The 26,202-nt window shown below is 61.8% G+C and carries 25 protein-coding genes; 12 read left to right on the forward strand and 13 right to left on the reverse strand.

Features of this window, described 5'->3' with window-relative positions; all coding sequences use genetic code 11:
• The first annotated feature begins 15 nt into the window (after positions 1 to 15).
• Positions 16 to 1,371, forward strand: coding sequence for an MFS transporter (locus tag ACRWA7_RS08295; protein WP_438392242.1), 1,356 nt, complete (start codon positions 16 to 18; stop codon positions 1,369 to 1,371).
• Between the two features lie 11 nt (positions 1,372 to 1,382).
• Here the strand turns inward: ACRWA7_RS08295 and ACRWA7_RS08300 are convergent, their stop codons facing one another.
• The 9 genes from ACRWA7_RS08300 to ACRWA7_RS08340 all read right to left on the reverse strand — a co-directional run bounded on the left by ACRWA7_RS08300 (position 1,383) and on the right by ACRWA7_RS08340 (position 11,626).
• Positions 1,383 to 2,450: a zinc-binding metallopeptidase family protein gene (locus tag ACRWA7_RS08300; protein WP_438392243.1), complete on the reverse strand. Its 1,068-nt coding sequence runs from the start codon at positions 2,448 to 2,450 to the stop codon at positions 1,383 to 1,385.
• Positions 2,451 to 2,595: 145 nt separating this feature from the next.
• On the reverse strand, positions 2,596 to 3,180 hold the full coding sequence (locus tag ACRWA7_RS08305) for a TetR family transcriptional regulator (protein WP_438392244.1): 585 nt from the start codon (positions 3,178 to 3,180) through the stop codon (positions 2,596 to 2,598).
• A gap of 72 nt (positions 3,181 to 3,252) precedes the next feature.
• Complete coding sequence (locus tag ACRWA7_RS08310) at positions 3,253 to 4,734, reverse strand: efflux transporter outer membrane subunit (protein ID WP_438392245.1); 1,482 nt, start codon at positions 4,732 to 4,734, stop codon at positions 3,253 to 3,255.
• Positions 4,731 to 5,729, reverse strand: coding sequence for an efflux RND transporter periplasmic adaptor subunit (locus tag ACRWA7_RS08315; RefSeq protein ID WP_438392246.1), 999 nt, complete (start codon positions 5,727 to 5,729; stop codon positions 4,731 to 4,733). Before ACRWA7_RS08315 ends, ACRWA7_RS08310 begins: the two co-directional genes overlap by 4 nt.
• On the reverse strand, positions 5,726 to 5,935 hold the full coding sequence (locus ACRWA7_RS08320) for a DUF1656 domain-containing protein (RefSeq protein WP_060859072.1): 210 nt from the start codon (positions 5,933 to 5,935) through the stop codon (positions 5,726 to 5,728). Before ACRWA7_RS08320 ends, ACRWA7_RS08315 begins: the two co-directional genes overlap by 4 nt.
• A gap of 37 nt (positions 5,936 to 5,972) precedes the next feature.
• On the reverse strand, positions 5,973 to 8,087 hold the full coding sequence (locus tag ACRWA7_RS08325; protein WP_438392247.1) for an FUSC family protein: 2,115 nt from the start codon (positions 8,085 to 8,087) through the stop codon (positions 5,973 to 5,975).
• Positions 8,088 to 8,093: 6 nt separating this feature from the next.
• Positions 8,094 to 8,603, reverse strand: a complete 510-nt coding sequence (locus ACRWA7_RS08330; protein ID WP_438392248.1) for a MarR family winged helix-turn-helix transcriptional regulator — start codon at positions 8,601 to 8,603, stop codon at positions 8,094 to 8,096.
• Between the two features lie 86 nt (positions 8,604 to 8,689).
• Positions 8,690 to 10,405 carry a cobaltochelatase CobT-related protein gene (locus ACRWA7_RS08335; protein ID WP_438392249.1) on the reverse strand — a complete coding sequence of 572 codons (1,716 nt, stop codon included), beginning with the start codon at positions 10,403 to 10,405 and terminating at the stop codon, positions 8,690 to 8,692.
• Between the two features lie 9 nt (positions 10,406 to 10,414).
• Complete coding sequence (locus tag ACRWA7_RS08340) at positions 10,415 to 11,626, reverse strand: AAA family ATPase (RefSeq protein ID WP_438392250.1); 1,212 nt, start codon at positions 11,624 to 11,626, stop codon at positions 10,415 to 10,417.
• Positions 11,627 to 12,072: 446 nt separating this feature from the next.
• On the opposite strand from ACRWA7_RS08340, the gene ltaE reads away from it, so the two are divergent.
• Positions 12,073 to 13,104 (forward strand): low-specificity L-threonine aldolase, encoded by a 1,032-nt coding sequence (gene ltaE, locus ACRWA7_RS08345; RefSeq protein WP_438392251.1) that lies wholly within the window; start codon positions 12,073 to 12,075, stop codon positions 13,102 to 13,104.
• Between the two features lie 15 nt (positions 13,105 to 13,119).
• On the opposite strand, the gene ACRWA7_RS08350 is transcribed toward ltaE, so the two are convergent.
• Positions 13,120 to 14,010, reverse strand: a complete 891-nt coding sequence (locus ACRWA7_RS08350; RefSeq protein ID WP_438392252.1) for a LysR family transcriptional regulator — start codon at positions 14,008 to 14,010, stop codon at positions 13,120 to 13,122.
• A gap of 125 nt (positions 14,011 to 14,135) precedes the next feature.
• Here ACRWA7_RS08350 and ACRWA7_RS08355 point away from each other — a divergent pair, with 125 nt between their 5' ends.
• The 5 genes from ACRWA7_RS08355 to ACRWA7_RS08375 all read left to right on the forward strand — a co-directional run bounded on the left by ACRWA7_RS08355 (position 14,136) and on the right by ACRWA7_RS08375 (position 19,435).
• Positions 14,136 to 15,140, forward strand: a complete 1,005-nt coding sequence (locus ACRWA7_RS08355) for an aldo/keto reductase (protein ID WP_438392253.1) — start codon at positions 14,136 to 14,138, stop codon at positions 15,138 to 15,140.
• 122 nt (positions 15,141 to 15,262) lie between these two features.
• Positions 15,263 to 16,135, forward strand: a complete 873-nt coding sequence (locus tag ACRWA7_RS08360; RefSeq protein ID WP_438392254.1) for an oxidoreductase — start codon at positions 15,263 to 15,265, stop codon at positions 16,133 to 16,135.
• A gap of 22 nt (positions 16,136 to 16,157) precedes the next feature.
• Positions 16,158 to 17,186, forward strand: a complete 1,029-nt coding sequence (locus ACRWA7_RS08365) for an AraC family transcriptional regulator (protein ID WP_438392255.1) — start codon at positions 16,158 to 16,160, stop codon at positions 17,184 to 17,186.
• Positions 17,187 to 17,665: 479 nt separating this feature from the next.
• Positions 17,666 to 18,916 carry a formyl-CoA transferase gene (frc, locus tag ACRWA7_RS08370; protein ID WP_060818320.1) on the forward strand — a complete coding sequence of 417 codons (1,251 nt, stop codon included), beginning with the start codon at positions 17,666 to 17,668 and terminating at the stop codon, positions 18,914 to 18,916.
• 72 nt (positions 18,917 to 18,988) lie between these two features.
• Positions 18,989 to 19,435, forward strand: coding sequence for a PAS domain S-box protein (locus ACRWA7_RS08375; RefSeq protein ID WP_438392256.1), 447 nt, complete (start codon positions 18,989 to 18,991; stop codon positions 19,433 to 19,435).
• Between the two features lie 83 nt (positions 19,436 to 19,518).
• Here the strand turns inward: ACRWA7_RS08375 and ACRWA7_RS08380 are convergent, their stop codons facing one another.
• From ACRWA7_RS08380 to ACRWA7_RS08390, 3 genes are all read right to left on the reverse strand, one after another.
• On the reverse strand, positions 19,519 to 19,869 hold the full coding sequence (locus ACRWA7_RS08380; RefSeq protein ID WP_060818322.1) for a hypothetical protein: 351 nt from the start codon (positions 19,867 to 19,869) through the stop codon (positions 19,519 to 19,521).
• Positions 19,870 to 19,978: 109 nt separating this feature from the next.
• Positions 19,979 to 20,899, reverse strand: a complete 921-nt coding sequence (locus tag ACRWA7_RS08385) for a LysR family transcriptional regulator (protein WP_060818436.1) — start codon at positions 20,897 to 20,899, stop codon at positions 19,979 to 19,981.
• Positions 20,900 to 20,999: 100 nt separating this feature from the next.
• A complete protein-coding gene (locus tag ACRWA7_RS08390; protein WP_438392257.1) occupies positions 21,000 to 21,131 on the reverse strand; it encodes a hypothetical protein in 132 nt (43 codons plus the stop codon).
• Between the two features lie 218 nt (positions 21,132 to 21,349).
• Between ACRWA7_RS08390 and oxlT the strand changes: the two genes are divergently transcribed.
• The 5 genes from oxlT (at position 21,350) to ACRWA7_RS08415 (ending at position 25,909) form a co-directional block, all read left to right on the forward strand.
• Positions 21,350 to 22,708, forward strand: a complete 1,359-nt coding sequence (gene oxlT, locus ACRWA7_RS08395; RefSeq protein ID WP_060818323.1) for an oxalate/formate MFS antiporter — start codon at positions 21,350 to 21,352, stop codon at positions 22,706 to 22,708.
• A 2-nt stretch (positions 22,709 to 22,710) separates the two neighbouring features.
• Positions 22,711 to 23,667: a LysR substrate-binding domain-containing protein gene (locus ACRWA7_RS08400; protein ID WP_438392258.1), complete on the forward strand. Its 957-nt coding sequence runs from the start codon at positions 22,711 to 22,713 to the stop codon at positions 23,665 to 23,667.
• Between the two features lie 144 nt (positions 23,668 to 23,811).
• Positions 23,812 to 24,840: a 2-dehydropantoate 2-reductase gene (locus ACRWA7_RS08405; protein ID WP_438392259.1), complete on the forward strand. Its 1,029-nt coding sequence runs from the start codon at positions 23,812 to 23,814 to the stop codon at positions 24,838 to 24,840.
• A 114-nt stretch (positions 24,841 to 24,954) separates the two neighbouring features.
• On the forward strand, positions 24,955 to 25,176 hold the full coding sequence (locus ACRWA7_RS08410) for a hypothetical protein (protein WP_060818326.1): 222 nt from the start codon (positions 24,955 to 24,957) through the stop codon (positions 25,174 to 25,176).
• Positions 25,166 to 25,909 carry a GntR family transcriptional regulator gene (locus ACRWA7_RS08415; protein WP_060818327.1) on the forward strand — a complete coding sequence of 248 codons (744 nt, stop codon included), beginning with the start codon at positions 25,166 to 25,168 and terminating at the stop codon, positions 25,907 to 25,909. The genes ACRWA7_RS08410 and ACRWA7_RS08415 overlap by 11 nt, the downstream gene beginning before the upstream one ends.
• Positions 25,910 to 26,202: the final 293 nt, after the last annotated feature.

A 26,202-nucleotide genomic window follows, 5' to 3' on the forward strand; every position in this document is an offset into this window, starting at 1 on the left:
TCCGGGAGTCATCGAATGTCGAGAACGTTGGAAGCGCCGCCTCCTGAAGTCGATCTGAAAACGTTGCGCCGGGTGATCCTCGCGGCGTCGATTGGCAACTTTGTCGAGTGGTTCGACTTCGCCGCGTATGGCTTTCTCGCGACCATCCTCACGCGCGAGTTTTTCCCGAGCGGAGATCCGGCGGTCGGGCTGCTCAAGACCTTCGCCGTGTTTGCCGTGGCGTTTGCATTCAGGCCGCTGGGCGGGATCGTGTTCGGCGTGATCGGCGACCGGATCGGACGCAAGCGCACGCTCGCGTTGACCATCTTGATGATGGCCGGCGCGACCACATTGATCGGTTTATTGCCGACGTATGCCGCGATCGGCGCCTTTGCACCGCTGCTCCTGACGATCATCCGCTGCGTGCAGGGCTTTTCCGCTGGCGGCGAATATGCGGGCGCGTGCGCCTACGTGATGGAACACGCGCCGCAACACAAGCGCGCGCGTTATGGCAGTTTCGTGCCGGTATCGACGTTTTCGTCATTTGCGGTCGCCGCGGTCGTGGCCTATGCGCTCGATGCCTCGCTTTCCGCCGACGCCATGAGCGCCTGGGGCTGGCGCGTGCCATTCCTCGCGGCCGCGCCGATCGGCCTGATCGGGCTGTATCTGCGGATGAATCTCAACGAAACGCCGGCGTTTCGCGCGCTCGAAGGCGAACACGCCGTCGCGCATGCGCCGCTACGCGATACGCTGCGCACGCAGGCCGCGGGCATCCTGAAGCTGGGCGCATTTATCTCCGTGACGGCGCTGTCGTTCTACATGTTCACCACGTACTTTGCGACGTATCTGCAAGTCGCCGGCCATCTGAATCGCGCGACCTCGCTGCTGATTACCGTGATCGCATTGTTTTTTGCCGCGGCGCTGTGCCCGCTCGCGGGCTTGTATTCGGACTTCGCAGGACGCCGGAAAACGGTGCTGACAACGTGCGTTATCCTGATCGCGACTGTGTATCCGTCGTTTTCGCTTGGCAGTTCGGGGCAGTTTTTGCCGTCGGTGCTGGGCGTGGGCATGCTGGCAGTCGGCGCAGTGTTGTCAGGCGTGGTGACCGCACCTTTGTTGTCCGAAATATTTCCAACACGCACGCGCTACACCGCTTCTGCCATTACCTACAACCTCGCTTACACCATTTTCGGCGGCACCGCGCCGCTCGTGGCGACCTGGCTCATCACGACGACTGGCAACAACATGTCGCCGGCGCTGTATCTGATCGTGATCTCGGTGATGGGCCTGATTGGCGGAATGATGCTGCCGGAGACATCGAAGGTATCGTTGCACGGCGCGCAACCCGCCGCATCCGATGCAAGTCCTGCAACCCTCAAAGCCGTTGCATAGAAAGCGGGCGGCTATTGCTGGACATGCCCGGCCGCCGCGATCACGCGATGCACGAAGCGCAGTTTTTCCACCACGGGCGGAGCAAGCGCGAACGGGTAGGCGTCGGGCATGCCCAGGCTGCGGTTCAGACTGTTCAACGCGTAGGTGAGTGGAAACCACTGGTGCATCAGGTTATCGAACGTGGCTTCGCCGTTGGCCGGCTGTGCAACGAGCGTGGGATCGAGCGCGTTCAGCGGCGCGAGCGCCACGCCGCAGGCGCGGGCGGTATCGATGGTATCGAAGATGTGCAGGTAGTGCGCCCACGTCTCCGCCCAGTCCTCCCAGGCATGCGTGGTCGCGTAGCCGCTCACGAACGACTTGTTCCAGTCCGATGGCGGACCTTCCTTGTAGTGCCGCGCGAGCGCTTCGCTGTAGCTCGCGCGTTCGTCGCCGAAAAGATCACGGAAGCTTGAAATCCACGGCGTATCCGCGATCAACTGATCGAAATAATAATGGCCGATCTCGTGCCGGAAATGCCCGAGCAAGGTCCTGTAGGGTTCGCCCATGGCGAGGCGCGCGCGTTCGCGCTGGGCATCGTCGGCTTCGGCTATGTTCATCGTGATCAGGCCATTGTCGTGGCCCGTCAGCACGCGCTTGCCGCGGCCGTCCTCCATGAATTCGAACTGCAGCCCGGTCTTTGGATTGTCCTGCCGCGAATCCACGCGAAGCCCGAGCGCGCCAAGCGTGTAGAGCAGGCGCCGCTTTGCCGCTTCAAGGCGAAACCAGTAATAGCGCCGGTTCGGCACGCCAAGGTTCGGAATGGTGTGCGTGAGACGGCACGCGTGGCAAAGAGGATCGCCGGAATCGGCCGGCACCATCCAGTTGCACACTTTCTCTACCGCATAGTTGTGGCACGGCTTGTAGAGGCCCGCATTGTCCCGCTCGGGATGGCGGCTGCGCCAAAGGCCGTTGCCGGCGTCTTCGAACGCGCTGATCTCGGCGAGTTCGGGAATGAAGCCGAGCAAGGACTCGCAGCGTTCGCAGCGGAAGTTCTCGAAGAACACCAACTGATTGCAGTGGTTGCAATGGAAAGTTTTCATGAGCCCGGAGTTAGAAGCGCGCGCGAGAAACGGGTGATACGGGTTCCAGTACAGCCGGAAAGCGCGCTGACTAAAGGTGGCTGTTCAGCGTTTCAGCGATTTGCAACGCGAGCATACGCCTGATTGCGCAGCAACCTGCATGCCGCTAGTTCAGGCGCGCGGTGAGATACGCGGTCACGGCGATCTTGTATTCATCGACGAGAAGACGGCGCTCCCGTGGCTTCGCGGCCACGTAGAGCCCAGGCAGCCCTTTCACGATTTGCAGCAGCACGTGCGCGATGCGCAGCGCGTCGGCGGCCGTCAGGCTTTCCCGGCGATCCACGAACAATTCAGCGAAGCGTTGCCGCAGGCGGCTGCGATCGTCTTCGCTGCGTTTGGTGGGCGTGGACGCAGCCGATAACGCCAGGTACGCCGGATGATCGCCAATAAACCCCGCGATCAGGTCGACCAGCCGTTCCGAAAGTTCGGCTGTGCTGGCGGTGCGCGCGTGTTCGGCGAGCGCGCTCCAGCGTTCGTCCATGAGCGCGCCGTATTCGGTGCGCAGCGCAATGGCGAGCGCGTCCTTGTTCGGGAAATATTGGTAGACCGCGCCAATCGATGCACCCGCGCGCGCCGCGATTTCTGTCATGGTGGCGGCTTCGAGGCCGCGTTCGGCAATGACCGCGCCCGCGGCCGCGAGCACGTCTTGCATGCGCTTTTCGGCGCGTTCTTGCTGGGGAATGCGTCGCATGGTCGAACGTCTGTGTCAGGGAACGCTCAGGTTACACGCAAGTTACTCGCGAGTTACACGCAAGTGCGCGGCTCAGTCGGCCGGCGCCTTGACGCTGCTTGCCTGTGCCGGGGGCATGGAGCCTGAGGCCGGCGTCACTTCCCATCCTCCGCCGAGCGCGAGGAACAAATTGACCTGATCGATGGCAACTTGTCCCTCGGCCGCCGATAACTGCGCATTGGTCGATGTCAGCACGCGCGTTGCATCCAGATCCGCAATAAACGATTCGCGGCCGGCCAGGAAGAACCGGTGCGTCTGGTCGGCGGATTCGGCGGCGGATTTCTGCGCGGCGCGCAAGGCGTCGGCGCGGGCGTAGTCGGCGGAATAAGCCGCCAGACTCGACTGCGTCTCGCGCAGCGCCTTGAGCACGACGCCATCGAATTGGGCGAGCGCTGCGTCGGCGCCATATTGCGCCTCGTGAATCCGGCCGCGTGCACCATTCACCGGGAAGGTCCAGCTGATGAGCGGCCCGAAGCCCCATCGCGCGGTGGGCTGCGTGCCGAGGTCTTCCAGCACGCCGGTCAGTCCGGCCGACGCGCCAATGCTCACCGTGGGATACAGCGCGCCCGTCGCCACGCCAATGCGCGCCGTCGACGCCGCCAGCCTGCGCTCGGCCTGCCGCACGTCGGGACGGCGGCGCAGCAGCGCAGCGCCGTCGCCAACGGGCAGCGGCTGGGCGATCGTTGGCGTCTTGTTGCACGCGAACACGGCTTTGGGTAAATCTTCGGGCGAGCGTGCGAGCAGCGCCGCGAGTTGATACTGCGCGATCTTGCGGCGCGCGGTGTACACGGGGATATTCGCGCTGAGCGTGGCGACCTGCGTCTGGCCAGCGGTCACATCCGGCGCGTTGCCGCGTCCCGCCTGCTGCAACCTGCGCGAAACCGATACCCGCTGCCGCTGCAACGCCAGCGATCGCTGCGCGATCACGAGTTCTTCCGCGGCCGAGCAGTTCTGCACATAGGCGCGCACCACGTCGGCCACGACTGTGATCCGCGCGAGATCGGCGGCGGCCTGGGTTGCGTCGCTATCGGCTGCTGCTGCTTCCACCCCTCGGCGCAGCGTGCCGAAAAGATCGAGTTCGTACGAAATGTTGATGCCGATATCGCCTTCGTTCGCGACCGGAACCTTTTCGAAGAGCAGGTACTGTTCGGCGGATTCCTGCGCGCGCTTGAACGCCGCCGACGTGCCGCCGGAAAAGCCGCCCTGCGCTTGCGCAACGCTCAGCGCCGCGCGCGAGCGCCCGAGGTTCGCTGCCGCCACGCGCAAATCCGTATTCGACGCCATGGCTTGCTGCACGAGGTCATCGAGGACGGGGTCATCGTAGAGACGCCACCAGTGCGCGGGCACGTCTGCCGTTGTTACCGTCGGCTGGCCTTGCGCTCCGTCGAGCGGCGCGTTCGCATACGGCGCGTTGACGGCGGCGGTTTTGGGCACTGAATAATCGGGGCCGACCGTAAAACACGCCGCGAGCGCGAGCACGAACGGCGTCAGGGCGAGGGCGCGCGTCATCTTCATTTGCTTGCCGTCGGGACAGAAGCTGCTGCGCCCGTGGTAACGGGAACCACGCCGCTGGCGGTCGAAGGCGCGGACGCAGCCGAAGCCGATGAAGCGCCACGAGCCGCCACAGGCGCACCACGCCCCGGCGACAGGTCGCGCACCGATACCGTCGCCGTACGTCCCGCGATCATGCGGAAATCCGCCGGCACGTCATCCAGCGCGATGCGCACGGGAATGCGTTGCGCAAGCCGCACCCAACTGAACGCCGGATTCACGTTCGGAAGCAGGTTCGACCCCTGCACGCGATCGCGATCCTCGATCCCCGCCACGATGCTCTGCACATGCCCGCGCAAAATGGCGGGCTCGCCCATCACCTTGATATCCACCGGCTGGCCAATGTCGATACCGCGCAGCTTCGTCTCCTCGAAGTATCCATCCACGCGGAACGAATGCAGATCCACCACCGAGAGCACCGAGCGTCCCGCCGTCACGAATTCGCCGGTACGCGGCGCGCGGTCGTTGAGATAACCGTCGACGGGACTCACGATCGTGGTGCGCTGCAGATTGAGGCGGGCAGTATCGATAGCGACTTCCGCGTCCGCCAGCGCCGCTTCGGCTTGCTGTACGCGCGAACGGCTTTCCTCCGTGATTTCGCGCGCGACGAGGTCGCCGAGCGTGCGGTTGCGCGCGTCTTCGCGGCGCGCCTGATCGAGCGTCGCGCGGCGCTGCAATGCGGTCGCCTGCGCCTGGCGCAAGGTCAGCGCGTAACGCGCCTGATCGATGACAAACAGCACCTGGCCCGCTTTCACCGGCTGGTTATCGACCACTTTCACGTCCACGATCAGGCCGCCCACGTCCGGCGCCACCTGCACGACGTCGGCGCGCACGTGGCCGTCGCGCGTCCACGGCGCGAACATGTAATACGCCACGAGCCGCCACAGCACGAACGCGGCGATTGCCACGACGACGAGCGTAAAGAGGATCTGTCCAATGGAGAACCAGGTTTTTTTCACGGTAATAGCCGATGCGAAACAATGACGACGACGCCGAGCACGATCACATAGATCGCGAGGTCGAAGATGGAACGATGCCAGACGAAACGGTACAGGCCCACGCGCGCGAATACGCGTGTGAGCACGAGGCACAGCAGGTACGAGACCAGCATCAGGATCAGCACGGCCGGCAGGAAAACGCCGTAGATATCGATTTCGCCGATCATCGCGGGATGCTTCGTGAGGAGATAGATAAACGGCGCGTCATGCGGGCTCCGGTTCGGGCGGCAACGCGGACGCGACCGTGTCCGGAAACAGCGAAAGACGCATCCCGACGAGCGCATGCAACGCGTCGCGGACCTGACGCCCCGGCGGCGAAACCTGGCCCGGCTGACCTTGCGCGGCGTCGGCTTCCGCCTGCACCGCGCCGCCACGGCGCGTGATGCGGGTCAGCGCGGTATCGATTGCCACTTCCAGGCTTGCCGGCACGGGCTGCCGCGATCCTCGCTCGACGTTCTGCTGGAAATAAGCGCGCACGCCTTCGAGCACGCCGTCCACCGACGCCAGTTCCGCCTCGCTCAGCCTGCGCCGCAAGCGCCGCAGATCGAGCGCGTTGAACGCAATGCGCAGATCGCGAAAACTTTCGATGGACGGATGGCGGCGGTCATCGGTGGCGGCGAGGCGCGGGACGATCTGCATCATGCGGTCGATCATGCGGGCGGTCAGGTTCTTCTGGTCATCGACGGGACGCGTCGACGCGCTCAGCACCACGTCGCGCCAGCTCGAGCGGATCAGGCGCGACGCCGCCAGTTCCGCGCCGAACGGCCGCGTCACGCGCGTCCAGACGAACGCGAACAGCAGCCCGGCCGGACCCGCGAGGTTGCTGTTCATGAAGGTCAGGAAATTGGCGTCGTAGGTGCCCTGAATGCTGATGAATGTGGCCGTGTTCACAGCCGTCAGCATGGTCGCGAGGTTGAACTGCGGCCGCGGGATCAACGTCCCGATCAGGATGAACGGCACCGCGAACATGATCACGAGCATGGGGAAGTCGTGCACGGTCGGCAGGATCACGAAGAGATACAGCGCCGCGAGCACGACGGCAAGACACGTGTAGATGAAGAACGCGAACACTTGCGGCGCGGGTTCGTCGAGCGCGGCGAAAAAGCAGCACGCAACGGCGGCGAGCGTCACCGCGCCCGCGCCGTCGTTCCAGCCCGACGCAATCCAGATGCTCATTGAAACGAAAATGGCAAGCATGGCGGAGCCGGCCGAGAACAGCAACATGCCGCGATCGAAGTATTGCTGCGTGCCGCCGAGCCGCCAGTGACGGTAACGCGGCCGCCACGATCCTTGCTCATTGGCGATGATCACGCGCAGCGAGCGGCAGTCCTGCCACACATCGACAAGCTGTTTCAGCCGCCACAGCGTGTTCGACAGCAGCGCGCCATCCCACGTGCGCAGGCTGTCCGCATTGGGTTGCATGCCGGCAATGCGGGCGCGCAGGGCGTCCGCGTGCGCGTCGGCGAGGGCCGAGTCCGCGCCGGTTTCGACCGGTTCATCGAACCACTTGACGATATCGTCAAGCAGCGGCTTCAGGCCTTCCGGCGGCGTTTTCTGGCCGCCGAACAACGCCGCGAGCGGGTCGCCGATTGCCGACATGATCGGCAGCAGCAACTGCATCCGGCCGCGCAGCGCCTGCGCGCGGGCCAGCACGTCGGGCCGCGTGTGGTCGTAAGCAAGCTGGCTCAGCAAGAATTCGAGCTGGTTGACCGTGGATGCAAGCCGCTGCCGGCATGCCGAAATGGCTTGACCCGAAAGCCTGCCCGAGAGCGTTTCCTTCGCGTAGAACGCGGCGTCGCGGAACCAGGCGTCAGTGCGTTCGATCAACGCGGGTGCGAGGCGACTCGGGAACAATGCGCTGCCGACCACGCTCGCGCACACAATGCCAAGCACGATTTCCTCGGTCCGCGACACGGCAAGATCGAAGATACCGGCCGGATTCATCACGGACGGCAGCGCGATCAGCGGCATGGTGTAGCCCGCCAGCATGAAAACGTAGCTGCGCGCGGTGCGGTCGGAGATGGCGAGAAACAGCAGCGTGCCGGTCCAGATTGCAACAACGGCGCTGAATATGTAGGGCGACTCCACGAACGGCGGCACGAACAGCACGGCGGCGGACGCGCCGATCATGGTGCCGAGCGCCCGATACAGTGCCTTTGAACGCGTTGCGCCCACGAACGGATTCGACACAATATAGACCGTCGCCATTGCCCAGTAAGGACGCGGCAATTCCAGCTTGAGGCCTATATACAGCGCCAGCATGGAGGCAATAAAGGTCTTGACCGAAAACAGCCAGTCACGCGAAGTGGGGTACGTCATGATGCGCTAGACGCCTTCTTCCTTATCGGTGCTGGCCGGATCGGGTGCCGACGGTGCCCGGACTGCCGCCTGCGACGCGGACACCGCCGCGCCCAGTTTAAACGCAGCGAATACCCGCAGGGTGGCTTCCAGATCTTCCCGGCTGACGTTTTCCAGCACGCCGGCGCGCAGGCCGATCAGTTCCTTTTCGATCGTTGCCGTGACGCTGCGGCCTTCGTCGGTCAGGGAAATGATCTTGGCGCGCCGGTCGTCGGGGTCTTCGTCTCGGCGTACGAGGTTCGCCGCGCATAGTTGATCGAGCAGACGCACGAGCGATGGTCCTTCTATGCCCGTCATTTCCGCCAGCACGACCTGCCGCACCGGCGCGTCGAGCCGCGCTGCAATGAGCAGCGGCGTTGCGCAGGCTTCGGAGACGTTATAGGCGGCGATCACGCTGTGGCTGGTTCGCCGCCACTGACGCGAAGCGATCACGAGCGCGCTGCTCACGGATTGTCGGAGGACGTCGATTGTCGGCATGGCGCGCATTGTATTTCGACGACAATTCGTTAGCAAGCTATTGAATCATGATTTTTGAGACTTGTGAGCACAGCGGTGGTCTGGAATTAAACGCTCGAGCGTTTTCGAAGCAGAAGGTCGCTCAGAACGGTGAATGCCATTGTTGGAAGTTCATCGAGTTTTCGCACGACAATGTTATGCGCATAAAACTTTTCTACGGCGTCATCCAGCAAGCCGATGCCCATGAGTTCGACGCCCGACGCCGCAATTTCTTCGATACGCGCCCGCAAGTCAGTCCGCAAGATGACTGGATGGCCATCACCAGTGGCGGGATAACCGTCGGATAGAACCATCAGAATGCGGCGATTGGCGCGTTGCGCGAGGAGCCGGCTGGCCGCCCAGACCAGCGCTTCGCCGTCGGGATTCTCGTGACCGCACTCGATCTCGCTCAAACCCACGGCATTGTTGGACCCAAAGCGCTTGTAGACCTGCAGGTGGAGTCGTTCCAGCTTGCGGTTGTATCGGCGCAAGTCAGCGCCATCGGCGAGCATTTGCTCATAAAGCGCGCGCATCTCCGGCGATTCAACCGAGCTATATCCGAGCACTTCGCATTTGAAGGACAACTGTATCAGCGCATCGCACAGCGCCGCCGCGCACAGGCGAGCCAGGTCCATTTTCTTACCGGCCATCGAACCGCTGCGATCGATCAGCACGGTCACGGCAGCGTCACGGCCCTCGGTTGTGCGTTTGACGCGAAACGGCGTTCGATACCCCGGCGACACTACGAGCTTCACCAGCGCCGGCCGGTCGATCTCGCCGCGCTCCTGATCCCGTTTCCAGTGCGTTTGTTCGTCGGCCTTGAGCGCGCGCTCCAGACGCGCGGTCAGCGGCGCTGTTTCCGCGCGCGCGAGCGCGCAAAGGTTTCGCCACGCGGCGGGATCGCCTCGGCCCGTCAGGTCCGTGACGATATCGAATGCGGTCGTCAGTGGGATCGAGAGGCGCGGGCGGCCGTCGACCATGTCGAACGAAATAGCCGCGGCGGGTGATCGGGCTTCGGACGGCTGGGCGGTGGCATCGGAGGGTGTTTGGGACGCAAGGGCTGCATCGGCCGTCGCTGCGTCCTGCGTTTCCTGTGCGTTTTCCAATACAGCGTCCTGATCGCCGTGCACGCGTTCAGCGTCGAGGGTCTCGTCGGCGTCGGCGGTGAACATCATGGTATTGACGCCGCCCGCGCCGAGGGACCTTATTCGCTTGACCAGCGCCTGCGCATTTTCGATGCTTTCGCGCGTCGACCGGCTGGCGCGCGCACGGTTCAATGCGTCGCTCACGGCGCCAAGCGTGGCGTCGAGCACGGGCGAGCGCTCCGTGGCAGCGGGCGTTTCGCCCCACAGCGCGCCTTCGATCAACCAGATCAGCTTGTCGCGCCAAGGCAACGTGGGCCATCGAGCGTGCGTGGCGCGCGCTTTTTGCTTTCGCAGCGTGTCTATGTATCCGCGCGCGCCGGGATAGTCGTTGAACAAACGCTCGCATACACGCCGGTCCTCAATGACTTGCGCGAGTTGCCGGGCCGGACCCGGCGGCAGGGCGTCGAGCTGATCGATAGCGGAAAACTTCCAGCGCGCCGCCAGCAGGTCGAGTTGGCCGGTCAGGGCGTCCGCGTTTAAGGAATCAGGAACCGCTGATTCGGGCAGCACGATCCGGTCACGTTCAACGCGCGGACCGCTGGCATCGAACGAGACGGTCACGCCGTAGCGCCCCGTCAGGACGCGCGCAAGCCGGCTTAGTGTGTCAGGTGCGAGTTGGGAGAGTGGGGAGGCGCTCACGAGAGCCGCTCATTCATCGAACGCGATGTGATGCCGGATGATGCTGCGAATCAGCGCGGCGTCCTCCGCGCTCACTTTCGCGTAGATGGCCGGCCCGGCGGCGCGTTCCGGATCGCCGGAACGCAACATCAATTCAGCCCAGTCGAGCAGGCGCCGCGTGGAAAACGCGCTCGCCAGATCGTCGCGCGCGAACGCCGCGCGGCAGTCAGCGGCGATCGCCGCAAGCGTATTTGCCATTGGCTGCGTGATCCGCGCGCCGAACGTGCGCATCAGCACCTCGGCTTCCTCCTGCGGCGACAAATAATCCATCAGATACACGCGCCAGCGGTCGAGGAAGGCTTCGTTCATCAGGTTCGCGCCCTGATACAGATGCCGGTAGACGCTCATCGCGCCTACCGCATTCGCGGTGGCGAACAGCCGGAACGACGGATGCGGCGCGACCCGTTCGTTGCCTTTTTCCTTGAGCAGCAAGTGTCCGTGTGGTTCGAGGACCGCGGTCAGCACGGCGAGAATCGATGGTTCGGCGAAATCGATTTCATCGACTACGAGCCACAGGCCTTCTCGCATGGCCGCGGGCAGCACGCCGTCCACCCAGAGCGTTTCTCCGCCTTTTACGGTCCAGAACCCGACGAAATCGCCGATGGTCGTCTGCCCGTTCATGTTCGCCCGCAGCACGCCATGCTGCGAGCGTGCTGCAACTTGTTCGATCAAGCTGGTTTTTCCCGCACCCGTATGACCGATCAGCATTACGCGCCGGTTTTCCACGATGTCCTGAAGGATGTCGGCAAAACGCTCGGGGAACAAGTAGGCGGGGTTTATTCGCGGCACAAGCGCGCCGGCGTGGCCGAGCGGTATCTCGACCGCGCCGATCACCACGTGGGCGTCGTCTGATTGCGAGGGCGAAACGGGCGGCGTTGCAGCCGATGCAGCGCGCCTGAGATCTTTCAGAAAGCCGTTTCGGCCTTCAACCGCTACGGGTGCTTCCTCGTCGCCGGGACGGAGAAATCCCTCGCGATGCCATTTTTGCAGCTTCGATTTCAAGTTTTCCAGATCGACGACCGTATCGATATTCGCCGGCGCGTCGCCGCGACCATGCTCGATCCGATACATCTGCGGCCTGTCGGAGAGCGTTACGCGCCACCATTCGATGCTCTGCCCAGTCGAACGCTCATAGCGGCCGACATGAGGATCGTCTTGCAGTTGGTGGACGGACGCATTCATGAGGGTGGCGGATGGTTGCGGTGGATGAGGTCGACGCGAGCGCATCTTTGGAACTGTACACGTGCAGGGCTGATCGCGAGGTTTGCTCATCGAGAAATTACTATAGATATCATAGCTATCTCCCTAAAATTTAAGGAATAGATTATTTGCACCTTAGTTGTTAGGAGTTCTCCATAAGCTTATGAAAGCTATACGAAAATTAAGGTTTGAAAGGCGCGACCATTCAAGTAATGGATGAGACTGCAAATAAATTTGACGTGAATTATCAGATAAACATTGTAACTTATTGATTTATAATTGTTTTATATGAAAATGTGAATTAAATTAGAAGTATATGCTCTAACCTATTGAATACAAACAAATATCAATCTTTCGGTCTTTATGACGCGCGACACGACTGCGCGTCCGGGATGGCAAAATAGCGGGTCCACGACCCAGGAGCCGCAATGAGCACCCCGATCCAGCACGATTTTCGCAGCGACACCGTCACACGACCCGGACCGGAGATGCGCGCCGCGATGGCGTCGGCGGAAGTCGGCGACGACGTTTTTCGCGACGATCCCACGGTAACCCGCCTCGAGGAAACGCTCGCCGAGCGCTTCGGCAAGGACGCCGGGGTATTCCTGACGTCGGGTACGCAATCGAATCTGACCGCGCTGATGGCGCATTGCGAACGGGGCGATGAGTTCATTGTGGGCCAGCAGGCGCATGCATATAGATGGGAAGGCGGCGGCGCGGCCGTGCTTGGCAGCATCCATCCGCAACCGCTGAACAACCAGTCCGATGGTTCGCTGGCATTGTCGGAGATCGAGGAAACGATCAAGCCCGACGATTCTCACTTCGCGCGCACGCGCTTGCTGGCGCTGGAAAACACGATTGGCGGCAAGGTTCTGTCGCACGAGTATATGGAGGCGGCGACCGCGCTCGCACGCCGGCACGGGCTCGCAACGCATCTCGATGGCGCGCGCGTTTTCAACGCGGCCACGGCGCTGAAGATGCCGGTCGCGACGCTTGCGCGCCCGTTCGATACGGTGTCGGTGTGTTTATCGAAGGGATTGGGCGCGCCGGTCGGCTCGGTGCTGGTCGGTAGCGCGCCGCTGATCGCGAAGGCGCGGCGTACGCGCAAGATGCTGGGCGGCGGTTTGCGGCAGGTCGGGATCCTCGCCGCAGCCGGTCTTTACGCACTCGAACACAACGTGCAACGGCTCGCCGATGACCACGCGAACGCCAGAACGCTGGCCGAAGGGCTGGCGTCGTTCGGTCAGCTCAAGGTCGCCATGCCGGATACGAACATCGTTTTCGTTGAAGTGGACGGTGCGATTGCCGAGGCGTTTTCAGCGCACCTGGCGGCGCACGGAATCGGCATCACGTCGGCGTATGGGGCGACGAAACAGCGCTGGGTGACCCATCTGGAAGTCGACCGGACGGCGGTCGAAAACGCGTTGAACGCAGCGCGCTCGTTCTTTGCCGGCAGATAGACCGGCTGCGCGCCGCTAAGACGCCTTGATGAAATCGATGAACGCACGCAGCGGCGCGGGCATGTGCGTGCGGCTCTGGTAATACAGAAACGGCCCTGAAAAGTGCTCCCACCAGTCCTCAAGCACAGGCACGAGCGCGCCGCTGTCCAGTTGCGGACGCAAAAATTCATCGAAGGTATGGATCACGCCCAGTCCGGCGGTCGCGGCCGCCACTTCAAGCTCAATCATCGATGCCACCAGCGGACCTTGCGGTGTAAAGCGAACCTGTTCGTCGCCGCGCACGAAATTCCACGCCGCCAGCACGCCGCTCGCGAACCGGTGTCCAATGCACGCATGTTCCAGCAAATCGCGCGGATGCTCGGGGCGCCCGTGCGTATCGAAATAAGCGGGTGAAGCCGCCGCCACGAAATGCTGCGTGCGCGGGCCGATGGGCACGGCGATCATGTCGCGCTCCAGGCGTTCGTCGTAGCGGATACCTGCGTCGAAACCGGCCGCCAGCACGTCGATAAACGTATCGTTCGATACCACTTCCAGCGTGATGCCCGGATGCGCGGCCAGAAAACGCGTGACGATAGGCGGCAGCACATGCATGGCGACAATCGTCGGCACGTTCAGGCGCAATGTCCCGGTCGGGCTGTCCCGGAAGCTGTTCACCGCGTCCAGCGCGCCCGCAATTTCGCCCAGCGCCGGCCCGAGCCGTTCCATCAGCCGCTGGCCTGCTTCGGTCACCGTGACGCTGCGTGTGGTCCGGTTCAGGAGGCGCACGCCCAGGCGCGCTTCCAGCCGGCGGATTGCCTCGCTCAATGCCGACGCGGAAACGCCGCGCAATCGCGCCGCCGCCCGGAAGCTGCGGACTTCGGTGACCGCCATGAAAGCGCTGAGATCGGAGAGATCGGGATCGTTCATTGTGCGTTTTATCGTACAGCCCGTTCTATAAAGGCCGGATTGTCGCACGCCGGATCGGCTTGCATACTCCTCTCACTGCATGACATTCCCTCGCAATCACGCGAGACGCGAACAGGAGAATCGATATGGAACAAAGGCAACTTGGCAAAACAGGTCCACGGGTATCCGCGCTCGGACTTGGCTGCATGGGCATGTCGGGCATGTACGGACCGTCGGAGCGCGGCGAGAGCATTGCCACGATCCACGCCGCGCTCGACGCGGGCATCAATCTCATCGATACGGGCGATTTTTACGGCAGCGGCCATAACGAAGCGCTGATCGGCGAAGCGTTGAAAGGCACGAAACGCGACGCCGCCGTCATCAGCGTCAAGTTCGGCGCGTTGCGCGATCCGGCTGGAGGCTGGGGCGGCTACGATGCCCGGCCCGCCGCCATCAAGAATTTTCTCGCGTATTCGCTGCAGCGCCTGGGAGTGGATTACGTCGATATCTATCGTCCCGCGCGGCTCGATCCGAACGTGCCAATCGAGGAAACCATCGGCGGGATTGCGGATCTGGTGAAGGCCGGTTACGTGCGGCACATCGGCTTGTCGGAAGTCGGCTCGGAGACCATCCGGCGCGCGGCGGCCGTGCATCCGATCGCCGACCTGCAAATCGAATACTCGCTGATTTCGCGGGGTATCGAAGACATCATTCTCGATACATGCCGCGCGCTCGGCATTGGCGTAACGGCGTATGGCGTGTTGTCGCGCGGGCTGATCAGCGGGCATTGGCAAGCGTCGCAGAATCTGGCGGGCAGCGATTTTCGCGCCCATAGCCCGCGGTTCCAGGGCGAAAACGCAGAGCGCAACCTGAAACTTGTCGAAGCCTTGCGGCGAATCGCCGAAGCAAGGAACGTTTCCGTGGCGCAGATTGCGATTGCGTGGGTCGCGGCGCAAGGCCAGGACATCGTGCCGCTGATCGGCGCGCGCCGCCGCGAGCGCTTGACTGAAGCGCTGGGTTCGCTCGGCGTCGCGCTTTCCGCCAATGACCTCGCCGCAATCGAACAGGCCGTGCCGAAAGGCGCAGCGGCCGGCGACCGATACGCGGCCGCGCAAATGGCGCATCTGGACAGCGAGAAGAGCCACGGCTAAGCGGTCCTCATTTGGCGCGTTCCGATTGCAGGTTGGCGCGATCGGATTAGTGCCGCATGCCGCGCGCTCCTAGAATCGGTGAACACTTCAACTCGTTGTTCATCGTCAAAAGGAAGCGCGTCATGTCGTCAGTCTGGCTTATCACCGGCAGTTCCCGTGGCATCGGCCACGCGTTGGCAAACGCGGTACTCGCAGCAGGCCATCGCCTTGTCGCGACCGCGCGCCGCCCCGGCGACCTGCGCGCGCTCGTCGAGCAATACGGCGAGCGCGTGCGCACCGTCGCGCTGGACGTGACCGATCCGGCCTCGGCGCGTGCCGCCGTGCAGGAAGCCGTCAGCGCTTTCGGCCGGCTCGATGTCGTCGTGAACAACGCGGGCTACGGCAACATTGCGTCGATCGAGGAAGGCGACGACGCAGATTTCCGCGCGCAAATGGAAACCAACTTCTACGGCGTCGCCAACGTCACGCGCGCCGCGCTGCCCGTTTTGCGCGGCCAGCGCAGCGGCCACATCATCCAGATTTCATCGATAGGCGGACGCGTCGGCTCTCCTGGGCTCGCCGCGTATCAATCGGCGAAATGGGCGGTGGAAGGCTATTCCGAAGTGCTGGCGAAGGAGGTCGAGCCGCTTGGCATCAAGGTCAGCATTGTAGAGCCGGGTGGTTTTCGCACGGACTGGGCGGGTTCGTCGATGACCATTCACACACCCGGTCCCGATTACGCCCAAAGCATTTCGCCGCTGCTCGAATACCGGAACTCGCACAAGCCGGTCGGCGATCCGGCGAAGGCGGCGCAGGCGATCCTGAGCATTGCTGGAGTGGACGAGCCGCCGCTGCGCTTGCTGCTGGGCAGCGACGCCGTGCATATCGCGGAACAACTGCATGAAGCGCGCGGCGCGATGGACGCAAAGTGGCGTCATCTGAGCCTCTCGACCGACGCCGACGATACCGCCGGCTGGCGCGGCCATATCGATAAGCTCTCGATCGTTAAGCAATAAGCGGCACATCCGCACGAGGCCCATGAAGACGGACGGCGTTCCCATCAGTCCTGCGCTGATCGCCCGGCTCGACACGTTGGGCGTGGATCTGACGCGCACATTCCGCGCGGCCGGCATTGCGTGGCCGCCGCTCGGGAACGCCGAGCCGTCGCGTCTGCGCGTCACCACGCAGAAGTATTTCGCGCTGTGGGAAGCCATTGCCGAAGTGAGCGGCGATCCGGCTATCGGTTTGCGCATCGGGGCGCAAACCGCCCATGGCCAACTCGACATCATGTCGCTCGCCGCGCTGCATTCCGCCAATTTTCGCGATGCGCTCGCCAAGCTTGGCCGCTACAAGCGGCTGAGCTGCCCGGAAGAAGTCGTGGTCGATGTCCAGGGCGCCGAAGTCGCGGTTGCCTTCCGCTGGCTGCTTGCCGATGGCTTTATCCCCGACCTCCTCGCCGATGCCATGTTTGCGTCGGCGCTTGCATTGGCCCGGCGCGGTTCGGGCGTTCAGGTCAAACCGAGGCGCGTCGCGCTGACGCGCCGCGCGGCGAACCGCGCAATGCTTGCGCGGCATTATGGCTGCGAGATCGTTTTCGATGCACCGCAGGACGTGATCGTCTTCGACGCGTCCGCGCTCAGCCTGCCGTTCATCACGCACAACGCGGACTTGCTGGCGGCTGTATTGCCTCGACTCGATGCAGGCCTGGCGGAGCTCAGGAGCACTCAATCGTTCACCGATCAAGTCGATGCCGTGATCGCGCGAAGCATGGGCGGCGAGCGGCTCAGCGTCAACATGCTGGCCCGCGAGCTTGGCATCAGCCAGCGGACCTTGCAGCGAAAGCTCGCCCTCGATGGCACGAGTTACCAGCAGTTGCTGGATCGCGTGCGCAACCGGGTTGCGCGCCGGTTGCTGGAAAGCACGGATCTTGGCGCGGGTGAGATTGCGTGGTTTCTCGGGTTCGAAGAGGTCAACTCGTTTTCCCGCGCTTTCAACCAGTGGGAAGGGGTGACGCCGCAACGATGGCGCGCGCAGGCAGGGTCGGACGTCCGGGTTCCTGCTCGTTGACGAACGCATAAGTAATCACCGAGCCCGCTGCATTGAAGGCTGCTTGCCAAACGCGGATAAGCGCGAATCGTTGCCGTCGGCGCGGCTTTCTTCACCTTCCATTTTGCTCGTCCACGATCGCGCTCGGGACAAGTCCCTGCCACAACCATATCCAAATTTTTCCTTTTTGCGTTGCACCAGCAAAACAGCTCGGCGCCTGTGTCGGCGCCATCTTTACGCCTGTTGCGCCGCGTCAAGTCGAAGCAAATGAATAAATATCCTTGACTAATACTGTGTTCGGAATATTGTATATCACAACAAACGACGGTTAGCCTCCGAAAGCAGCCGTTCAAATAGATTTGCCTCGAAGAGGAGACAACCATGCTGATCCGTGCCTGCGGACATTCGCTGAAACCGGCGTATGGCGGGCGCGCTTCGTCTGTCCCCTCGCATTTCCTCCACCACACCCGTTTATCCAGTCAGTCAGGAGACAAAAAGCCATGACCAGGCCTCTCGAAGGAATCAAGATCATCGACTTCACGCATGTACAGGCCGGCCCGGCCTGTACGCAGTTGCTCGCGTGGTTCGGTGCGGACGTGATCAAGGTCGAACGTCCCGGTTCCGGCGATGTGACCCGCACGCAATTGCGCGACATCCCGAACGTGGATGCGCTCTACTTCACCATGTTGAACAGCAACAAGAAGTCGCTGACGCTCGACACGAAAAAGCCCGAAGGCAAGGAAGTGCTGGAAAAGCTGATCCGCGAATCCGACGTCATGGTCGAAAACTTCGGTCCGGGCGCGCTCGACCGGATGGGCTTTCCGTGGGAGCACATCAAGGAACTGAATCCAAAGATGATCCTGGCGTCGGTGAAAGGCTTTAGCGACGGCCATCATTACGACGACCTGAAAGTCTACGAGAACGTCGCGCAATGCGCGGGCGGTTCGGCATCGACAACCGGCTTCTGGGACGGTCCTCCGACCATCAGCGCGGCCGCGCTCGGCGACAGCAACACCGGCATGCATCTGGCCATCGGCATTCTGACGGCGCTGATTGGCCGCGATAAAACCGGCAAGGGCCAGAAGGTCGCGGTATCGATGCAGGACAGCGTGTTGAACCTCTGCCGCGTGAAGCTGCGCGACCAGCAGCGCCTCGACCGCCTGGGCTACCTGGAAGAATATCCGCAGTATCCGCACGGCGAATTCAGCGACGTGGTTCCGCGCGGCGGCAATGCAGGCGGCGGCGGTCAGCCGGGCTGGGTGCTCAAGTGCAAGGGCTGGGAAACGGACCCGAACGCGTACATCTACTTCACGATCCAGGGTCACGCCTGGGCGCCGATCTGCAAGGCGATCGGCAAGCCGGAATGGATCGACGACCCGAAGTACAACACGGCACAAGCGCGCCAGCCGCACATCTTCGATATCTTCGCGACCATCGAAACCTGGCTCGCCGATAAAACCAAGTTCGAAGCCGTCGATATTTTGCGCAAGTTCGATATTCCATGCGCGCCGGTGCTGACCATGAAGGAACTGGCGAACGATCCGTCGCTGCGCGAAAGTGGCACCATCACGGAGGTTCAGCATAAGGAACGCGGTCCGTACCTGACCGTCGGCAGCCCGATCAAGTTCTCTGACATGAAGCCGGAAATCACGGCGTCGCCCTTGCTTGGCGAACATACGGACGAAGTGCTCGCAAGCCTCGGTTACAGCAGCGAGCAGATCAGCAAGCTGCACGACGCGCAGGCGGTTTAGCCGTAAGAGCGCGATGCCGTGGGCGATGTACAAGCCCGCGGCGTCGCGTGATGCAACGAGGGTGCTTCCACCATGACTACAAAAACTTCCCCCATCGATTTCGAGCAACTGATCGATGTTATCGGCGACGCGGTGGTGATTTCGGACGCAAGCGGCGCCATCACGTTATGGAACCCCGCGGCCGAGCGCATGTTCGGATTCACGCCCGCCGAGGCGCTCGGCAATTCGCTCGACATCATCATTCCGGAGCGTTTGCGAGGCCGTCACTGGGCAGGTTACGAAAAGACCATGGCGACCGGCGAAACGCGCTATGGACACGACGTGCTGCGCGTTCCCGCCGTGCACAAGGACGGGCGGGCGTTATCGATTGCATTCACGGTTGCGCTGCTGCATTCGGCGCAACCAGACGCGGTGGTGACGGGCATTGTTGCCGTTATCCGCGATGAAACCAGTCGCTTCACCGAAGAACGGAACCTGAAAAAACGTCTCGCCGAACTGGAGGCCAGGTCGGGCGGTTGAGGCGGGTTGTAAAGCTATACAAGACCATGAGCGAGCGGCCCACGATCAAGCAGCGGGCCGCTCGGACACAGCAGGACATTGAATCAGGCCGCTGCCCGCACGGTATCGCATTCCGGACGCCACATCCGGGCGCCGCGTGTGTCGTCGGCGCGAGCGATGGTCGTGGCACGGCAGGCGTCGTAGTAAGCATTTTTTCTGTCGACGATCGCCTGGCAGAGGAATTCCGCGCTGTACGCCTTGAGCAGATGCGGGCAGTGGACTTCGATGTATCGCGCAATGCGCGCCTGGTCGTTTGGCGCACCGGAAAGCGCCTTGAGCGTGTCGGCGTCCCAGCGAAACATCAGGTCGAGTTCCTCGAAGGCGCTGTTGTACGCGCAGAGTTGCGTTTGCAGTTCCCGCTCGTCGGCGGCGATGGTGGCTTGTGAACGGATCATGGTCGTCTCCCTGGTTGGCCGTGGTGCTTAAGTGCAGGATAGAAACAATGATCCATATACGATAGTCACAGTTTTTTACCGTGACTATTCAGAATAGCTAATAAATGGTTTACCCGATATGTGTGATCGCCGAAATTTGCGCCGCGCCTTCATCGATGAGGAATTGCTTGAACGCCGCCGCCACCGCCGGAAGCCGCTTGTTGTGCCGGTGCACGAGATACCAGTTGAGCATGACGGGAAAGCCCAGAATGTCGAGCACGGCAAGGCGTCCGACCTGCAGTTCCATCGCAATCGTGTGGGCGGACAGGAAGCTGATGCCCATGCCCGCGATCACTGCCTGCTTGATGGTCTCGGTGCTGGTGATCTCCATGGCGACGTTGAGCGATCTGAGCCGTCCCGCAAAACCTTCTTCCATGGAATTCCAGGTGTCCGAGCCTCGTTCTCTCACAATGAACGGTTCTTCGGAAAGCGATTCGAGCGGGATGTTCTTCACCCCGACCAGCCGATGATCCGGCGGCGCGACGATCACATACGGATGCGGCGCGAAGGACACGTTGTCGGTATCCATGTCTTTCGGCGGCCGGACCATGATGGCGAGGTCGGTGAGGTTGTCGGTGAGTTGATGCAGCAGTTCCTCGCGATTGTGGACGGCGAGGTTGAGCTTGACGTCGGGATTGCGCTTGGTGAATTCCGCGAGCAGGCGGGGGAAAAAATAATCCCCCGCGCTGATGACGGCGACGTTGAGCGTGCCTCCGGAAATACCCTTGAGACGGGCCATGGCGTCGTCGGCTTCGCGGAACTGCTCGAGGATCGCGCGGCTGTGATGCAGCATTTCCACCCCCGCGCTCGTCAGGTAGATCTTCTTGCCCAACTGCTCGAAAAGCGGCAAGCCGGCGTGCTCTTCAAGCTGCTTGACCTGCGTGGAAACGGCCGGCTGGGTGAGGTAGAGCTCTTCGGCCGCGCGGGAAAAGCTGAGCCTTCGCGCCACGGTTTCGAAGATTTTGAGTTGCCTCAAAGTCGCATTGCGCATCATGACGGTGTCTCCATCCATAAACGATCATGAATTTATACAATAAATTTTTCTAACTTTCCCTAATCGTTTTTCTCCCGCAGCATGCTTTCAACGTGCGCTACTCCCGTAAGGTGGCGACCGGCAGACAAGCAGCAACGGAAGGAAAACAGGGCGGCGGCAATGACCCTGCCAGAACGGTGAAGTTGCCGTCCTGGTCTCCGGCAAAAGAACTCTGGATGTGCTCGAACATGATTTTCTCCGCAGTTTTTTCAGTGTCCCGTCCGCGCTTCGTGCGCGGCCGCCGGCAACCTGATGACCCTGCGAACAAGGACCCCTGACCGACCAAAAATCCAACTCTCGCACCGGTGACTGGTGGAACGTGCGCGAAGACGCATGCAACCCGATGACACCGTTGAGCCGCAGTCGATTACGCGCCGCAACGAGCGCCGATACATAACGGAGACAGACATGGCAAACGCAGATACGCTCACGGCACCCGCCGGAGGCAGCCCCAAACGCGGGGCGCATAACAATCGATGGGCGCAGCTGGCCATCGGCATCATTTGCATGGGCCTCGTCGCGAACCTGCAATACGCGTGGACCCTTTTTGTTGTCCCCATGGACGCAAAACATCATTGGGGCCAGGCGGCGATTCAAACGGCGTTCACGGTTTTCATCGTTACGGAAACGTGGCTCGTGCCGCTCGAAGGCTGGCTCGTCGACAAGTTCGGGCCGCGTCCCGTCGTGATCGGCGGCTCGATCTGCGCGGCGATTGGCTGGATTATCGACGCCAACGCCACAAGCCTTTATCACCTGTACATTGCGGCTGTCATTGCCGGGATTGGCGCGGGTTGCGTGTACGGCACCTGCGTGGGCACGGCGCTCAAGTGGTTCCCGGACAAGCGCGGTCTTGCAGCAGGCCTCACGGCAGCCGGTTTCGGCGCGGGCGCGGCCGTCACGGTGATCCCCATCTCGAACATGATCCAGAGCTCGGGCTATGAACATGCGTTCATGTTCTTCGGCATCTTCCAGGGCGCCTGCATTTTCCTGCTCGCCTTGATGCTGGTCCGTCCGCGTCCGCCCGCACACGCTGTTCCGGCGAAGCGCGTGGTGGCGTCGAAGATCGATTACACGACGGGACAAATGGTCCGCTCGCCGCTCTTCTGGGTGCTGTACCTGATGTTCGTGTTCGTGGCCGCTGGCGGCGTGATCGCGACTGCGCAACTCGGTCCTATCGCGAAGGAATATGGCTTCGCCAAGATGCCGGTGAGTTTCCTCGGCGTGACCTTGCCGTTGCTCACGATGGCGCTTTCCATCGACAACCTCTGCAACGGTTTCACGCGTCCGCTGTGCGGGTGGATCTCGGACAAGATCGGCCGTGAGAACACGATGTTCTTCATCTTCATTGGCGAGGGAATTGCGTTGCTCGGGTTGATGGAGTTCGGCCACAACCCGTATCTCTTCATGTTCTTCGCTGCAATCACGTTCCTCTGCTGGGGCGAAATCTTCTCGATCTTCCCCGCGACCTGCGCGGACACCTTCGGCAGCAAGTACGCGGCCGCGAACGCCGGCACGCTGTACACGGCGAAAGGCACGGCTTCCATGCTGGTGCCGCTCGCGTCGGTGCTCTCGGCGATCGGTTCGTGGGATGCGGTGTTTATCACGACGGCGACCATTTCGATTGCAGCCGGCCTGTGCGCCAAGTTCGTCCTCGCGCCCATGAGGAAGCGCTGGATCGAAAACACGGTCGCTGAATCAAGCCGTCTCGATGCCGCTTCGTTTCAGACCGCCTGGTCCGAAACACCGCGTAATTCGTCGGCGCAATGAGCATGAGCAGGAATCCCGTCGCTGAGGTGGGGTTGAAGGGATCGGGCGTGTCGCTGCAGCAGTTGCGCCTGTTCGTCACCCTGGCCCAGCACCGGAGTTTTACGCAGGCGGGCAACGCGCTCGGCGTCACGCAGTCGGCGGCGAGCCGCAGCATCAGGGAACTGGAAGAACTGCTCGATCTCCGGCTCTTCGACCGCACCACGCGCCACGTCGCACTCACCGATACCGGCCGCGCGCTGCTTCCACGCATCGCGCTGCTGGTCGATGAACTCGAGGTTGCGTTGCGCTTCGGACAAGAGGTGGCGACGGCCGAGAGCGGCGCGGTATCGATTGCGTGCAGTTCGGGTGTGGTCGCCTCTGTGCTTCCGGCGCTGCTTGCGTCGTGCCGCGCGAGTTATCCGAATATTTCGCTCAAGCTGCACGACGCGCCGCAAAACCGCGTGCTCGAGCTCTTGCACGCGGGCGACGCGGACCTGGCGATCCTGATCGAACCGCAGGATAGCGACGACCTCGCCACCGAAACGCTTTTCTCCGATACATTCTGCGCAATTGTCGGCACGCGTCACCCGCTGGCGGCGAATGCAACTGTGCGATGGCGCGAGTTGAGCGGCGCCGACCTGTTTGTTCTCGATGACACCACCGGCAGCGCCGACCTGATTTCCAGTGCGCTCGCGGAACAAGGGGTGTCGAACGTCAGGCCGCAGCGCCTCACGCAGGCGGCAAGCATCGTGCAGATGGTCGCATCGGGTCTCGGAATCGGCATCCAGCCAATGCACGCGTGGCCCGCACCCGCGCATTCGATGGTTCAGGCTGTGCGCCTGTCTCCATCGGTTAGCCGGAATGTGGTGCTTGCAAAACACCGGCTGCGCACGCTCGAATCCCAGGCCGCGCGTATCTGGACACACGTGGTTTCTTCCTACGGCGAGGAACATAGGCCGCTGCAGACCGCTGACGCCTGAACGTTGATTCCATCAAAAGAAAGCGCGGCTCCGCAAGGAGCCGCGCTTTTTTCTTGGCGTTGTCCTTGCACTTTTGCTACTGCTGTCCAATACTGAAATCTAATATGTTGTATATCAGAACGATAAAGATTTCAGGAGACGACAATGAAAATTTGCATCTACGGAGCCGGTGCAATCGGCGGCTATATGGGCGCCCAGCTTGCTCGCGCGGGCGCCGACGTCAGTTTTATTGCACGCGGACCGCATCTTGCCGCGATGCAGGCCAATGGCGTGCGTCTGCAAATCGATGGCCAGGAGCACACCGTCAAGGTCCGGTGCACCAACAATCCGGCTGAACTCGGAACGCAGGACTACGTGATCGTGGCGTTAAAGGCGCACTCGGTGCCGGGTGTTGTCGACCAGATGCCGCCTTTGCTTGGACCCGATACCGCCGTCATCACCGCCGTGAACGGCTTGCCGTACTGGTATTTCCACGATCACGGCGGCGCCTTGTCTGGCACGACGCTCGAAAGCGTCGACCCGGGCGGCCGCCAGTGGCAGATCCTTGGACCCCAGCGGGCGATTGGCTGCGTGCTCAATCCCGCCGCGGTGATCGTCGAGCCGGGCGTTATCCGTCACGTTTATGGCAAGAAATTTCCCATCGGCGAGCCGAGTGGACAGATCACGCCGCGATTGCAGGCGTTCCACGACATCATGGCCGCCGCCGACATGGAAGCGCCCATGCGCGACACTATCCGCGATGAAATCTGGCTCAAGCTTTGGGGCAACGTCTGCTTCAATCCGATCAGCGCACTGACGGGCGCGACGCTCGACGTGCTCACGAGCGATCCGGCCGTGCGCGCCTTGTCGCGCAGCATGATGATGGAGGCGCAGGGAATTGCCGAGCAGATTGGCGTGAATTTTCGTGTCGATGTCGAAAAACGCATTGATGGCGCAGGCGCGGTGGGCGCGCACAAGACATCGATGCTGATGGATTGCGAAGCGCGCCGGCCGATGGAAATCGATCCGATCGTCACCGTGGTCCAAGAAATTGGCCGAAAGCTTGGCGTAAAGACACCGATGATCGATGCCGTGCTCGCGCTCATCAAGCTGCGCGAGGGCGTCAACCAGGGCACGGCGCGCCCGCGCATCAAAACAATTGAATCCTTCACACGCTCCCAGAAAGCCGCTTAAACTGCGAACAAGGAAGGGCTGTTGTTTCTGATATATCACATACGAAATATGTTGCATTGCATTGCGACGCAACATATACTGAAGGCTCTTAAGGTTAACCACTAGGAGCCGGAAATGAGCATCGCTTTGTTAGTCGTGATCGGAATCGCTTTGGTAGCGGGTGGTGTTGGTGTGACGTTTGCACTGGCGTCGGCGTTGCCGCAGGACGTGTTGCAGCGTGCGCAGGAAAATGGTCGTTATGCCGGATTGGCGGCGGATGATCAGGGCGGCAGCACGGGTACACGGGCGACGACGGGCGCGCGGAACCTTGGAAATCAAGCCATCAATGCCATCTGATACTGAAGTTGCTGCAACGTCTGCCAATATTCTTGAACCGCGGCCTGCGGGTGTGACGCTTTCGCTTGCGCCGATCAATGCGACGGTTTCATTGCGGGATCAGGCGTATGCCCGTTTGCGCCAGGCTATATCGGAGGCGGACATTTATCGTTCGCGGGAAGAGATCAGGCTGGACGAGAAGGATTTGACCGAAGCGTTGGGCGTGAGTCGTACGCCTATTCGCGAGGCCATGACGTTACTGGAGCAGGAAGGGTTTCTGCGCACGGTGCCGCGTCGTGGGATTTATATCGTGCGCAAGACCAAGCACGAGATTGTCGAGATGATCAATATGTGGGCCGCGTTGGAGAGCATGGCTGCGAGGCTTGCTACACAGCGCGCGACGGATGAGGAGATTGCGTCGCTTCGCCATATGTTTGATCATTTTCAGAATACTGCGCCGGCAGAGCACATTGATGAGTATTCGGAGGCGAATATTGCCTTTCATCAGGCGATTGTGCAGTTGGGCAAGTCGCAGATTCTCTTCGATACGATCAAGAATATTTTTGTGCATGTGAGGGCGATCCGGAAGATGACGATTTCGCAAAGCGACCGTGCGGCGAGATCGATCGAGGATCATATGAGGATTATTGAGGCGCTCGAAGCGCGGGATACCGAATTGGTCGAGAGGCTGGTGCGGCAGCACTCGTTGGATCTGGCAGCGTTTGTTGAGAAGAATTGCGATTTTCTCGATTAAGCAGGGCGGGGCGCTGGCGCTTGGGAGCGGGGTTAGTTGTTGGGTTGCTGCTTTTTAAGTCGTTGCGCGTTTTGTTCTAGCTGATTTTTTTAGCACTGTTAGCCACTGTCCGTGGCGGGACTTCATTTCTTTTTCCAACGGCGAAAAAGAAACGAAGCAAAGAAAACGCCTTTCAACCGCTAATTCTTAAGTGTCCCAAGCGTGCACGTATATCTGCTTGGGACTTCAAAAGAACGCTCAGCGTAAAACCCCGGACAGTTGAAACCCTCCCGCTCCGTCCACAGATACCCACA

The organism is Caballeronia sp. DA-9, assembly GCF_051615025.1.
Taxonomy (GTDB): Bacteria; Pseudomonadota; Gammaproteobacteria; order Burkholderiales; family Burkholderiaceae; genus Caballeronia; species Caballeronia sordidicola.